Genomic DNA, 13,929 nt, shown 5'->3' on the forward strand with positions numbered 1-13,929 from the left:
CTTGCCGAATTGGCAAGGTGTTTTTTTACAAGAAAGAAAAAGAGCTGCATTTCCACAGCTCTTTTTTATTTTAGTGATCTAATTCAATGAGTAAGTCACCCGTTTGAATTGCATCTCCATCGTTAACATATACTTTTTTCACTTTTCCATTGAACGGCGCTTGAACTGTCGTTTCCATTTTCATCGCTTCAGTAATTGCCATAGAATCGCCTTTTCTCACTTCATCGCCTTCTTTTACAACGACTTTAATGACCGTTCCTGGCATTGTTGCACTAATGTGGTTTGGATTTTCACGGTTTCCTTTCACACGTTGTGCAACTGTCGTTTTCACACTTTCGTCTTTCACAACAATCTCACGTGGTTGACCGTTAAACTCCAAGTAAAGAATACGATTTCCATCTGGCTGAGGCTCTCCGATTGATACTAGTTTAACCATCAATGTTTTACCTTGCTCAATTTCCACATCGATTTCTTCACCAAGTCTCATACCGTAGAAGAATGTCGGAGTATCAAGAACAGATACACTTCCATAAAGCTCAGCAACTTTTTCGTAATCCATAAATACTTTTGGATATAATGCATATGCAACCACATCAAAAATTGTCACTTCGCGTCCAAGTTTATGGAATAGCTCTTCTTTTAACGCGTCAAAATCTACTGGCTCTAATAATTCACCCGGTCTTACTGTTAATGGTTCTTTCCCTTTTAAAATAATTTCTTGTAACTTTTTCGGGAAGCCACCATATGGTTGTCCTAAATCTCCTGAGAACATTTCAACGACAGACCCTGGGAAGTCCATAGAATGCCCACGCTCTAAAACATCTTGTTCTGTTAAGTGATTTTGAACCATAAATAATGCCATATCACCGACAACTTTAGATGATGGCGTTACTTTAACAATATCGCCAAACATGTCATTCACACGGCGGTACATTACTTTCACTTCATCGAAGCGATCTCCTAAACCAACCGCTTTCGCTTGTTGTTGTAAATTACTATACTGTCCGCCTGGCATTTCGTGCATATATACCTCTGTATGAGGAGCATTCATACCACTTTCAAACGGTGCGTAGTATTTACGTACATCTTCCCAGTAATGAGATAATTTTTCTAATGATTCTATATTAACGTCTGGCTGTCTTTCATTTCCGCCTAACGCATAGTATAGCGTGTTCGCACTTGGTTGTGACGTTTGACCAGCCATAGAACTTACCGCTACATCGACAATGTCAACACCTGCTTCAATTGCCTTCGTATACGTTAATATACCATTGCCACTCGTATCGTGTGTGTGCAGGTGAATCGGAATCGATACCGTCTCTTTTAATGCTGAAACCAGATCATATGCTGCATTTGGTTTTAATAAGCCCGCCATATCTTTAATACCTAAAATGTGAGCCCCTGATGCTTCTAACTCTTTTGCTAAGTTTTTATAGTAATTTAAATCATATTTACTACGTAACGGATCATGAATATCTCCTGTATAGCACATTGTTGCTTCTGCAATTTTACCAGTATCTCGTACAGCATCAATTGCAACTCTCATACCTTCTACCCAGTTTAAGCTATCAAAAATACGGAACACGTCAATTCCAGCTTGCGCAGAACATTCCACAAACTTTTGAATTAAATTATCCGGATAGTTTTTGTAACCTACTGCGTTTGAAGAGCGAAGTAACATTTGGAATAAAACGTTTGGCATTTTTTCACGAAGATCTAGTAATCGTTCCCATGGATCTTCTTTTAAGAAACGATATGCAACATCAAACGTTGCACCGCCCCACATTTCCGCTGAGAATAAATTCGGTAACATTCTCGCTGTTGGCTCTGCAATTTGATGTAAATCTTTTGTACGAATACGAGTTGCAAGTAATGACTGATGTGCATCACGGAATGTTGTATCCGTTAAAAGTACACGGTTTTGATCCTGTACCCATTTTACTAATCCATCTGCTCCACGCTCGTCCAAAATTTGTTTCGTTCCATTTTGGATTGGCTCTGAATGTTTTAAACATGGAATACGAGCATCTGGGAATATTGGCTTTTCTTTTTTCCCTACTCCTGGGAAGCCATTTACTGTTACTGAACCAATATAATTTAACATTTTCGTTCCGCGGTCTTTACGTTTCGGGAACAAGAATAGTTCAGGTGACACATCAATAAACGAAGTATCATATTCTCCTGATAAGAAGTTTTTATGTTTTACTACATTCTCTAGGAATGGAATATTTGTTTTAATACCACGAATACGGAATTCTTTTAAGTTACGTTCCATTTTTGCAGCAGCTTGCTCAAAAGTAAGTGCCCAAGTTGTAACTTTTACAAGTAAAGAATCGTAGTATGGTGTAATAACTGCACCTTGGAAGCTATTTCCTGTATCAAGACGCACACCAAAACCACCGCCTGATCGATACGCCATAATTTTTCCTGTATCCGGCATAAAATTATTTAGTGGGTCTTCAGTTGTTACACGAGATTGGATTGCAAATCCGTGTACAACCACTTCCTCTTGCTTCGGAACACCTACTATTTTACTATGTAATGCATGTCCATCAGCTATTAAAATTTGTGATTGAACGATATCGACTCCTGTGATCATCTCTGTAATCGTATGTTCTACTTGAACACGTGGATTTACTTCAATAAAGTAAAACTCATCATCTTTTACAAGGAATTCTACTGTTCCTGCATTTAAATAGTTTACATTTTTCGTTAACTTCACAGCAGCATCACAAATACGCTGACGCAGATCATCTGAAAGTGATACACTCGGTGCTATTTCTACAACTTTTTGATGACGACGTTGTACAGAACAGTCACGCTCGTATAAATGAACAACATTGCCTTCTTCATCTGCTAAAATTTGTACTTCTATATGTTTAGGTTTTTCAACGAATTTTTCGACGTAAACTTCATCATTACCAAAGGCTGCTTTCGCTTCTGATTTTGCTCGATTATATGATTCTCCTAATTCCTCACTAGTACGCACAATACGCATACCACGACCGCCACCACCAAGGGACGCTTTAATAATAATCGGGTAATCATACTTTTCAGCAAATTTTTCGACTTCTTCTAATGAATCTACTGGACCATCACTACCAGGTATAACTGGGATTTGTGCTAGCTGCGCTTGTGTTCTTGCTTTCACTTTATCTCCAAACATATCTAAATGCTTACTTTTCGGACCGATAAAGATAATTCCTTCTTCTTCGCAACGTTTCGCGAATTGAATATTTTCTGACAAGAAACCATATCCAGGGTGGATTGCATCTACATGATTACTTTTTGCAATCTCAATAATGCCTTCAATATCTAGATAAGCATCAATTGGTTTTTTTCCTTCCCCAACTAAATAGGACTCATCGGCTTTATAGCGATGATAAGAACCACTATCCTCTTTCGAATAGATTGCAACTGTTTTTAATCCAAGTTCCGAACAAGCTCGAAACACACGAATTGCAATCTCTCCACGGTTAGCTACCAATACTTTTTGAATACGTTGCAGCTTTGTCATGATTTTCCCCCTCTACTTTCCTACCACTCTAGAGATAAAATATATACACACCTTAAAAAGCGTGAAGTTCTTCACTTTCCACATTATATTATACTTAGAAAGCTTCACTTTATTTTTATCCATCATACCTTATTTTTTAACAAATGATAAGTTTTCTGTGCAATTTGTTTCACAAAAATAGTATAGCATACCTCTTCCTTTTCTAACAACTTAATTGTATATCACATTAAATTAAATGTGATATATTTTTTATTATAAATACTAATTAATGTATCACATTTAATATTTCTAAAAAAAAAACACATCGCGCTCTAAAGCACAATGTGTTTTTTTATTTTACAACTACAAGACGTGGTCCATCTTGTTCTCTTTCTTTCATTATCTCATTTTGTTGTTTCTCTTGTCGTTTTACATGACTAGCAACATTTAATAATATACCCATCGCAATTAGATTAGCCAATAAAGAACTACCACCATAACTAATAAACGGTAAAGGTACCCCTGTAAGCGGTATTAATCCAGACATACCACCAACATTAACAAATGTTTGTATTCCAATTAAACTTGCAATTCCGATTGCAATTAAACTTCCAAATGGATCTTTACATTTTTGTGCCACTCTAAACGAACGAATGATAATAAGTAGTAAACAGATTAAAATGATAGCTACACCTATAAAACCTAGTTCTTCAGATATAATCGCCATAATAAAATCCGTTTGCGGCTCTGGTAAGTAGCCATACTTTTGTATACTATTTCCTAGTCCTCTACCATTTAACCCACCTGAGGCAATTCCAATAAAGGAATTAATTAATTGGAATCCATCATTTTGGGGATCGTTAAACGGATCAAGAAAAACTGAAAATCGTGCTTTTTGGTATTGACTCAATTTATAGTTTCCAATAAAATACAACGCTGGAATCCACACGACAGATGTTAATAAAAATCTTTTTATCCACAAGTTAACGTTAACTCCTGAACAGAAGAACATAATTAACACTGTTCCACCTATTAATATGTCAGTCCCTAAATCATTTTGTAATAAAATTAATACCATCGATCCACCGACAACAAATAAGGGAGGTATTATCCCTTGAAAAAAAGGGGTTTGCCTCTCTTGTTTCTTAGCAAAAAAACTTGCTAGCGTAATAATAACTGCTATTTTTACAAACTCAGCTGGCTGTATACCTAGTATCCATCCTTTTGCACCATTGATTACCTTACCGAAAAGGAAAGCTGCTGTTAGTAAACCAATACTTCCTAACCCCATCGCTGCAAGAACTATTTTTTTCCTCCACAATTTGTAAGGAATTATAACTACAATCACAAGTATTACCGTTCCAATAGCAAGAGCAACTAATTGTTTTTTAAAAAAGTGATCTGCTGGCCAGTTATTTTTCGACGAAATCGCGACAATGGAACTAGAACTATATACCATTATAACTCCTAACACACATAAGATAACAAGAGGAAGTAATAATGAATAATCCATTGATTTCCATACTCTTTTCATTTCATTTCCTCTCTCTGTTTCAATTTAATTATTGTTGTATTCCATATGTACATTGATTCTTCCTGCTTTATTATACAAATAAAAAGCCCAAACTTTTTCAGTTTGAGCCCCCCTATTTGAACCCGTTATTGTTGTTTGTTTGTAAATGCTTCATGAAGTGCAGATAACTCACGTTCAAGCTCTCCTAGCATTGCTTTCCCTTGTTCTTCTGCAATAAGACCAAGGCGAACTGCAAAATCGACTTCGCGGGATAGTCCAAACATTTGCGTGTCTAACACTTCTTCATATAATGGACATTGCGGCATTGTAAGATGGTCCATTTGCACCTTAATAAGTCTTAAAATCTTCTCCGCATCCGCTTGTAGAAGGGCTAGTGCCTTTTCCTGATGATTTGATACTGTCTCAGACGCCAAATTGATTCCCTCCGTTTCCGTCCTACTCTCTCCTATCTATTAATATTAGCGATAGTTTTAATAAATTGCAATAGAAACATTTTTTGTGACAATAGTGTCTAATACTATTATACTGAAAAGTGGGAGTATAACACAAATGGGGGAACAACAATGAGCGAAATTTTATTTATCAATGGAAAAGTTCGTTTTCCAATCACTATCGATCCAACCGTTTGGATCTTTGATGATCGAAAAGTAGATTTGACAACTTACTTTGATGAAACGAGAGAAAACACTTCAGAACTAGAAGCTTATTTAAAAAACACTTCAGAACATTGGGATCGCGAAATCCGTGATGGTGCTGCCTTCCCGCCGATACAACAAAGTGTAAAGAAATATAAAAAAGAACAGCTAATTACCGGAACGTTCGGTATACCCTTTCATCCCTTCCTTGCTAACGCCGAAATTTCAGATGACGCTACGCAAGTCGAGATTGAAACAGTAGATCATACAATAACGCTTCCATTAGAAACTGTCAAACATGCTATTCTTGGTTTTTCAAAAGAAGGAAAACCATTAAAAGAAGATGGACCTGTTCATTTATATTACAATGACGGATCTAATAGACAAAATCCAATCCGGAACATCCGTAAATTTACAATTATTTAAAGTGTATACCTGACAGAAAAAAGGAGTGAGCCTCAGCTCACTCCTTTTTATAATAAATCTGCAGCTAGTTGAGCTAAATTAGATCGCTCCCCTTTAACAAACTTTACATGACCACTAATACGTTGCTCTTTAAACTTCTCTACAACATATGTTAAACCGTTATTATATTCATCCAAATACGGATGATCGATTTGCTGAGGATCTCCCATTAATACAATTTTACTTTTTTCTCCTACCCTTGTTAATATCGTTTTCACTTCATGCTTCGTTAAATTTTGTGCTTCGTCAATTATAATGAACTGATCTGGAATACTTCTTCCACGTATATAGGTAAGAGCTTCTACTTCAATCGAGCCCATTCCAGCTAAAATAGCATCTAACTCTCCGGGCTTTTTCGTATTAAATAAATACTCTAGATTATCAAAAATCGGTTGCATCCACGGTCTTAACTTTTCTTCTTTTTCTCCTGGTAAATAACCGATATCTTTTCCGACTGGAACAATCGGCCTTGCAACGAGTAGTTTTTTATATAGCCCTAAATCTTCCGTTTGCATGAGCCCCGAAGCCAACGCGAGTAATGTTTTTCCTGTACCAGCTTTCCCCGTTAACGTTACTAGCGGAATATCTTCACGAAGCAACAATTCTAATCCCATAATTTGCTGTACATTTCGTGGTCGTATTCCCCATACTTGTTCATTGTGAAAAATAAGTTTCTTTACCTTCTTACCTAAGTGATCAACAATACCAAGTGCTGAACTAGATCCTCCTAATGCATCTTTCATTACTACAAATTGATTTGGATAAAAAGGATGATTTGCAATTTCGGATAAAGGCAATTCGCCTTTTTCATAAAAATAATCCAATTGCTCTTTTGATATATATCCTTCTAAAAATCCTGAATATATATTATCTACTTCAATTACACGATCACTTAAATAATCTTCCGCCTTCAAACCAATCGCATCAGCTTTTACCCTTACGAGCACGTCTTTACTTACTAAAATAACAGACTTCCCGTCCTCTTTTTCTTGTTCTTCTAAAGATAGATTTTTTGCTACAGCTAAAATTCGATTATCATTTGTTTTTTCTACAAAAATATCTTGTAGTTGAACAAATGAACGATGATTTAATTCAATACGAAATGTACCGCCGTTTTCTAGCGGAATACTTTCATGCAGCTTTCCTATTTCACGAAATTTGTCTATTAACTTAGATACATAACGAGCGTTTCGTCCTACTTCATCCATATAACGTTTTTTCGAATCAACCTCTTCTAATACAACTGCTGGAATCACTACTTCATTGGTTTCAAATGAAAAAATAGATAAAGGATCCTGCAAAAGTACATTCGTATCTAACACATAAATTTTATCCAACCTGTTACCCCCTGACTCCACTTTTAAATTTGTAGAACAAGGGTTTCATCCAAAAAATATGGACGAACCATTGTTATAATTATATGTACCGTATAAACGAGGTAGAATCGAAATTTATAGCCATTAAACCTTTTATTTATTTTTTATTCATTTCTATTCAATATATTACTTTTAATTATAATTATTAACATAAAATCACAATAACTAATTACAAAAGTTACTAACTGGCTTTCTTATTTATCGCATTTATAATTCTTTCATTCCTACTAACACTTGGTTATCGAGCTTCTTTGCTGCCCGAAGATCATATGTTTTTTCATATGTTGGTTCAGTTGCAAGTTTTGCACCATAAAACATAACATCACGTACTTCTTGTACATTTACTTCTATTACAGTTAATTTTAGAGGAATGCCTTCCATTCTATCAGTCAAAATTTCACCTGCACCACTTATGGAAAATACGGAATCATTCGCCATTATAGTCAATACCACCCCTGTACTATGCCGTATATTTTCCACAATACGTGAACGTTGATCTACTGCAAATCGAATACTAGTTTTACTCACTGCATACACCCAAGAAATAGCACTTACGTTAGGAACTTGTTTTTCAAAATCTGTTGTTGCTACCATAACAATACACTCTTTACGTAACGATTGTACTAAATCATCTGTTAATGTAGGCTCTACTATATTCGCCATATTTCCACCTCCAAATATACTTAATATATCCTTATCATAACTTATTTTTCGAATTGCGAAAATATTATTTTTTCCCGCTATTATTCAAAAACATTACACTTCCATGATATACTTATACTGATAGAATTCGTATTGAGGTGACGACATGAGAGTCAAATGTATGATTTGTGATAAAAAAGATATGTTAGATGATGAAAATCCTATGGCAAAAAAACTGCGTAATCGCCCTATTCATACATATATGTGCATGGAATGTTCGGAACGAATTGCAGAACGTACGATGGAACGTCATGCAAGTGGTAGCTTCCGTTTATACCGTGATAAAAAAGTCGAAGACGATTGGTAAAATATAAATAAGTCCTTAATCATTTAGATAAGGACTTATTTATATTTTTCAGGCTCACGATTCATCTGATCCAAGAAACAATCAATAGCTTCTAACGGAAACCTTGCAAATTTTCTTTCTCCATTCATTTCATATGTAATCAAATACATTTCCTCGTTCTTTTTAACTTCCACATTCCTCAATTTGTGTTCTTCATATATCATATTTTGAAATAACAAATACGTTTCTTTTGCAGCACTATCATCCGGCCGTGCTTCGGCAACTGTTTTAATTGTTAACCAATTATATAACGCATCTTGTACTGAACGCATAAAACTTCTCCCCTCATCCTACTTTTTGTTGTCTTGCTTGACGTAATCGTAACCTATAAATCCCAAGTACAATTGCCGCTACAACAAGTCCCTCTCCAACAGGTAAAAAAACTGCAAAGAAAGTTAACACTGTACATCCAATCGCTAACGATATATATATCACTATATTTTTTATTATTGATAGTTTTCTTGCAAAACCTAAATTATACACAAGTGCACTTAATATAATAATGATGCCATACAGTAACCACATCCCTAGTTCTGGATTTTCATCAACTTTACATAATTTCGCAAAAAAAGACATTCTTTCTAACACTATTTATCCCCCCTTCTCATAAAAAATAAAATTTCTTTATGTACTTAATACAAGAGTAACCCGCGAAAAAAATACTGTCCACTAAAAAGAGTAAATATTCTAAAAAATAAACATAAAAAAATAGCTACCTTAATTTAAGGTAGCCATTCTAATATTTTACGCTTCTACAGATTTCTTTTTCTTAGCAGCTCTTTCGCGCTCGCTCTTATCAAGAATCTTTTTACGTAAACGAATTGATTCTGGAGTTACTTCACAGAACTCGTCATCGTTTAAGTACTCTAATGACTCTTCTAAAGTCATTAAGCGTGGTTTTTTCATTGTTGAAGTTTGATCTTTCGTTGCAGAACGAATGTTAGTTTGTTGTTTCATTTTTACAACGTTAACTGTTAAGTCATTCTCACGAGTGTGTTCTCCGACGATCATACCAGCATATACTTCTGTACCTGGTTCAACGAAGATTACACCACGGTCTTCAACTTGCATAATACCGTATTGTGATGCTTTTCCTGTTTCAAGTGAAACTAGAACACCTTGGCGACGTCCACCAACTTGTCCAGCGTGTACTGGTTGGTAGCAATCGAATGTATGGTTTAAAATACCGTAACCACGAGTTAATGTTAAGAATTCTGTTGTGTAACCAATTAAACCACGTGCTGGAACCATGAAAGTAAGGCGAACTTGACCGTTTCCGTTATTCACCATATCTAACATTTCACCTTTACGTGCACCCATAGATTCCATAATAGAACCAGTGTATTCTTCAGGTACATCGATTTGTACACGCTCTACAGGCTCACATCTTACGCCATCAACTTCTTTAATGATTACTTCTGGCTTAGATACTTGTAACTCATAACCTTCACGACGCATGTTTTCGATTAAGATAGATAAATGTAGTTCTCCACGTCCAGATACGATCCACGCATCAGGAGAATCTGTATTATCTACACGTAAACTTACATCTGTTTCTAATTGTGAACGAAGACGCTCTTCAATTTTACGAGATGTAATGTATTTACCTTCACGACCTGCAAATGGGCTGTTATTTACAAGGAACGTCATTTGTAGTGTTGGCTCATCAATACGTAATAATGGTAACGCATCTTCATGCTCAACCGGACATACCGTTTCACCAACGTTAATGTCTTCCATACCAGAAACAGCTACTAAATCTCCAGCTTTTGCTTCTTCAATTTCTTGACGTTTTAATCCAATGTAACCAAATAATTTTGTTACGCGGAATTGTTTTACAGTTCCGTCAACCTTCATTAATGCAACTTGTTGTCCAACCTTCATTGTACCGCGGAATACGCGTCCAACCCCGATACGTCCAACATAGTCGTTGTAATCAAGAAGTGCTACTTGGAATTGAAGTGGCTCTTCGCTGTTATCAATTGGTGCTGGAATATGTTCAATAATTGTATCAAATAATGATTTCATATTCTCTTCTTGATTTGCTGGGTTTGAATCTAAGCTTGCTGTTCCGTTCATTGCTGATGCAAATACAACTGGGAACTCTAATTGATCTTCGTTTGCACCAAGTTCGATGAATAAGTCGATTACTTCATCAACTACTTCATCAGGACGAGCGAAGTCACGGTCAATTTTGTTTACAACTACGATTGGAGTTAAGTTTTGCTCAAGAGCTTTCTTTAAAACAAATCGTGTTTGTGGCATACAACCTTCATATGCATCAACAACAAGTAAAACGCCATCAACCATTTTCATAATACGTTCTACTTCTCCACCGAAGTCAGCGTGACCTGGTGTATCTAAAATGTTAATTCGTTTATCTTCATAGTGAATCGCAGTATTCTTCGCTAAAATTGTAATACCGCGTTCTCTTTCTAGATCATTTGAATCCATTGCGCGTTCTTCAACGTGTTCGTTCGCACGGAAAGTCCCCGCTTGACGTAATAACTGGTCAACAAGTGTTGTTTTACCATGGTCAACGTGGGCAATAATTGCTATATTACGTAAATCTTGTCGTTTTTTCAACATGTCCAACTCCTAATGTCTTTTTAATCCTTCTCTATTATAAGAGCGAAGGGGATACAATGGCAATCAAAATAAAATCAAGAATGAAAATATAGTTGTATTCTTACTTTTGTGAAAGTAAAATGAAATTGGAGGGTGAAGAAATGGAACACATTCAATATCGCTTTTTATTAACTGCAATTATCGGTGTTATTTTCTTAATCGGTATCGGCATTATGGTTGCTGAAAATAGTCCCATCGGTATTATCATTTGCATTATCGGCACATTTGTTACAGTTGGATACGGTTTTGTAACAAAAAGAAAAATGCGCAAATCGCAATAACGTCAAAAAGTAAGAAGCGAGTATACAGCCTCTTACTTTTTTTGTTACTCAGATATAAATCGTAACACCTCTTCATACACCCCTGGTTTTGCAACTAATACGCTGCTTTTCTCTACGATAGAAAGCGGTGCCCCAGAAAATGTTGTCACCTTGCCTCCAACTTCCTCTACAATTATCTGTCCCCCGCCAAAATCCCACGGTGATAATCTCGGCGTTACATATGCATCTATTCTTCCTGTTGCAACGTATACCATCTCTAACGCTGCACAGCCATATGATCTCGTGCCCCTTGCTTTCTTAACAAGTGCCATCATACTTTCCATATTAAGCAATGGATTGTCGGTAAGCCATATCGCATTTAAAGCTACAATACCTTGCTCTACAGTCCCTTTTTCCAATAAAGTTATTGGTACTTCATTACAAAATGCTCCAGTCCCCTTTAACGCATGATATAATTCATCATGAACTGGATCATAAATAAGTCCAATCTTTCCGATACCGTTCTCATAAATTCCAATTGAAATTGCAAAATTTCTCTTTTGATGAACAAAGTTCATTGTGCCATCAATTGGATCAATTAACCAAACAACCCCATCAGAAGAAGTTACCTCATCTCCATAACCTTCTTCCCCTAAAATACTATGATTCGGGAATGTTTCTTTAATTTTCCCAATTAAAAACTGTTCTATTTCTCGATCCATATTTGTTACTAAATCAGCTGCATTGGATTTCGTTTCTATAATAAGTGCTTTTTTCATTGATGCCATTAAACGCTCTCCCGCATCTCGAATCCACTGCTTGGCGTGTGCATCGATGTCTTTCCATACTTCTTGCATGTTTAAACACTCCGATCTATACTGTTCACAGAAAAAACGAACCCTTTATAAGGTTCGCACCAACTAATTTTTTATACATATACTATTATTACGCTTCTAAACGAATCATTTCAAGTCTTAACACTTCTAACTTTTGTACACACTCTTCTTTTTTCTGTTTATCATTTTCCATCATTGCATCGTATAAAGTGGCTAATTCATAATCTAGCTCCAAACGTAGCACCGGTATTCTCTTTTCAGCATCTGTTCTCTTTAACGCATTAATCACCTGTCTCATATTATTTGCCTCCTCCCAATATTCGTCTGCCCTCGGACTAGAATTGATTCAATTTTCTGATTTTTTGTTTTATACTATACTATGTTGGATAAATCATCTATGCAACAAAATTATATTTTTTTATTTAAATTTTTTTGTGCTGTTTTTTTTATGAATAGTACAAGCTATGCTAAAATAAAAGCAAAATAGGAGTTGGAGGAACAATCATGACACTACAAACATTCAAATCAACTGATTTTGAGGTCTTTACAGTTGATGGTCTCGAAGAACGAATGAGTGCAATTAAAACGAACATTCATCCTAAGCTAGAAGCTTTAGGGGAACAGTTTGCAGCGTATTTATCCAAACAAACTGATGAGAACTTTTTTTATCATGTAGCAAAACACGCACGTCGCAAAGTCAATCCACCAAACGATACTTGGGTTGCTTTTTCAACAAATAAACGAGGATATAAAATGCTACCACATTTCCAAATTGGATTATGGGGTACTCATGCCTTCATATACTTTGGTTTAATCTATGAGTGTCCACAAAAAGTGGAGACGGCTCACGCCTTCTTAGAACATTTAAATGATTTAAAAACAAATATTCCAAATGACTTCGTTTGGTCCATTGACCATACTAAACCAAGTGTAAAATTACATAAAACACTCGAGACAGAAGACTTACAAAAGATGATTGAACGGCTAGCTACTGTGAAAAAAGCAGAATTATTAGTTGGTATTCATATATCACCAGAGGAGTTTTCAGCAATGACCAACGAACAATTCCTTGCTAAGATTGAATCTACGATGCAATCACTCCTTCCTCTATATTCTCTTTGTAATCGATAGTAGAAAACGGACAATTTATATTGTCCGTTTTTAGTTGTTATCACATTATATCACTTCAGTTTTTATTTTTCAAAATATTTTTACATTTTCACAAGCTTTTGCTCTTCGATTTCTTTAGCCCTTTGAATCGCACGGTATATAGAATATCCACTTACTTCTTGAAACTCCTTATCAATTTTCTTTTCTTCTGCTTTCGATGGAACAATCTCTTTAAAACGACGATATAACCCCATTAACTCTTCTCTTATAATTCCTTTTTCATATGCTTGCTCAATCGCTTCATAAAACTTCACAATTGTAACCATTTCCTCATTTGACCAATCGTAATCTAACGGATATTGATATTCCATTTTGCACCTCATTTATCATTTCTTCTTATTTCAATACGCTATTTTAAAGAGTTTTTTTCTTCTTCACTATAGCCACTTTGCATTATACACTATTTACTCATTTTAATGGAATTGTCTTCCTATAGAAGCTAGTAGGAAACAATTATTTAACATACTCACCGTAAAAATAT

General features: G+C 35.6%; 15 protein-coding genes. 4 read left to right on the top strand and 11 right to left on the bottom strand.

The features are described 5' to 3' along the window. Positions 1-70 precede the first annotated feature (70 nt). From pyc to ATN06_RS20075, 3 genes are all read right to left on the bottom strand, one after another. Positions 71-3,517, bottom strand: a complete 3,447-nt coding sequence (gene pyc, locus ATN06_RS20065; protein ID WP_060632061.1) for a pyruvate carboxylase — start codon at positions 3,515-3,517, stop codon at positions 71-73. Positions 3,518-3,848: 331 nt separating this feature from the next. Continuing rightward, the gene (gene ftsW, locus ATN06_RS20070) at positions 3,849-5,030 is read right to left on the bottom strand and encodes a putative lipid II flippase FtsW (protein ID WP_060632062.1); all 1,182 of its coding nucleotides are present in this window, start codon (positions 5,028-5,030) and stop codon (positions 3,849-3,851) included. 125 nt (positions 5,031-5,155) lie between these two features. After that, positions 5,156-5,443, bottom strand: a complete 288-nt coding sequence (locus ATN06_RS20075) for an Fpa/YlaN family protein (RefSeq protein ID WP_000135695.1) — start codon at positions 5,441-5,443, stop codon at positions 5,156-5,158. A 150-nt stretch (positions 5,444-5,593) separates the two neighbouring features. Between ATN06_RS20075 and ATN06_RS20080 the strand changes: the two genes are divergently transcribed. Then, complete coding sequence (locus ATN06_RS20080) at positions 5,594-6,091, top strand: molybdopterin-binding protein (protein WP_060632063.1); 498 nt, start codon at positions 5,594-5,596, stop codon at positions 6,089-6,091. Positions 6,092-6,138: 47 nt separating this feature from the next. Here the strand turns inward: ATN06_RS20080 and ATN06_RS20085 are convergent, their stop codons facing one another. Then, positions 6,139-7,467, bottom strand: a complete 1,329-nt coding sequence (locus ATN06_RS20085) for a PhoH family protein (RefSeq protein WP_000358079.1) — start codon at positions 7,465-7,467, stop codon at positions 6,139-6,141. A gap of 246 nt (positions 7,468-7,713) precedes the next feature. After that, positions 7,714-8,169, bottom strand: a complete 456-nt coding sequence (locus ATN06_RS20090; RefSeq protein WP_060632064.1) for a pyridoxamine 5'-phosphate oxidase family protein — start codon at positions 8,167-8,169, stop codon at positions 7,714-7,716. Positions 8,170-8,314: 145 nt separating this feature from the next. Here ATN06_RS20090 and ATN06_RS20095 point away from each other — a divergent pair, with 145 nt between their 5' ends. Continuing rightward, positions 8,315-8,515, top strand: a complete 201-nt coding sequence (locus tag ATN06_RS20095; protein ID WP_060632065.1) for a YlaI family protein — start codon at positions 8,315-8,317, stop codon at positions 8,513-8,515. 35 nt (positions 8,516-8,550) lie between these two features. Here ATN06_RS20095 and ATN06_RS20100 read toward each other — a convergent pair whose 3' ends face one another. The 3 genes from ATN06_RS20100 to typA form a co-directional block, all read right to left on the bottom strand. After that, positions 8,551-8,826, bottom strand: coding sequence for a hypothetical protein (locus tag ATN06_RS20100; protein ID WP_060632066.1), 276 nt, complete (start codon positions 8,824-8,826; stop codon positions 8,551-8,553). A 13-nt stretch (positions 8,827-8,839) separates the two neighbouring features. Beyond that, positions 8,840-9,142 carry a YlaH-like family protein gene (locus ATN06_RS20105; protein ID WP_060632067.1) on the bottom strand — a complete coding sequence of 101 codons (303 nt, stop codon included), beginning with the start codon at positions 9,140-9,142 and terminating at the stop codon, positions 8,840-8,842. A gap of 156 nt (positions 9,143-9,298) precedes the next feature. Continuing rightward, entirely contained in the window at positions 9,299-11,143 is a 1,845-nt protein-coding gene (typA, locus tag ATN06_RS20110; protein WP_029438050.1) for a translational GTPase TypA, read from the bottom strand. A gap of 140 nt (positions 11,144-11,283) precedes the next feature. Between typA and ATN06_RS20115 the strand changes: the two genes are divergently transcribed. Then, on the top strand, positions 11,284-11,463 hold the full coding sequence (locus tag ATN06_RS20115; RefSeq protein ID WP_000400129.1) for a DUF5325 family protein: 180 nt from the start codon (positions 11,284-11,286) through the stop codon (positions 11,461-11,463). Positions 11,464-11,507: 44 nt separating this feature from the next. On the opposite strand, the gene ATN06_RS20120 is transcribed toward ATN06_RS20115, so the two are convergent. Together ATN06_RS20120 and ATN06_RS20125 are read right to left on the bottom strand one after the other, a co-directional pair. Then, positions 11,508-12,299, bottom strand: a complete 792-nt coding sequence (locus ATN06_RS20120) for an inositol monophosphatase family protein (protein WP_060632068.1) — start codon at positions 12,297-12,299, stop codon at positions 11,508-11,510. Between the two features lie 88 nt (positions 12,300-12,387). Beyond that, on the bottom strand, positions 12,388-12,576 hold the full coding sequence (locus tag ATN06_RS20125) for a hypothetical protein (protein ID WP_001250168.1): 189 nt from the start codon (positions 12,574-12,576) through the stop codon (positions 12,388-12,390). Between the two features lie 206 nt (positions 12,577-12,782). Here ATN06_RS20125 and ATN06_RS20130 point away from each other — a divergent pair, with 206 nt between their 5' ends. Continuing rightward, positions 12,783-13,409: a YktB family protein gene (locus ATN06_RS20130; RefSeq protein WP_060632069.1), complete on the top strand. Its 627-nt coding sequence runs from the start codon at positions 12,783-12,785 to the stop codon at positions 13,407-13,409. Positions 13,410-13,489: 80 nt separating this feature from the next. On the opposite strand, the gene ATN06_RS20135 is transcribed toward ATN06_RS20130, so the two are convergent. Next, positions 13,490-13,759 carry a UPF0223 family protein gene (locus tag ATN06_RS20135; RefSeq protein WP_060632070.1) on the bottom strand — a complete coding sequence of 90 codons (270 nt, stop codon included), beginning with the start codon at positions 13,757-13,759 and terminating at the stop codon, positions 13,490-13,492. Positions 13,760-13,929: the final 170 nt, after the last annotated feature.

The organism is Bacillus thuringiensis (assembly GCF_001455345.1).
Lineage (GTDB): Bacteria > Bacillota > Bacilli > Bacillales > Bacillaceae_G > Bacillus_A > Bacillus_A thuringiensis_N.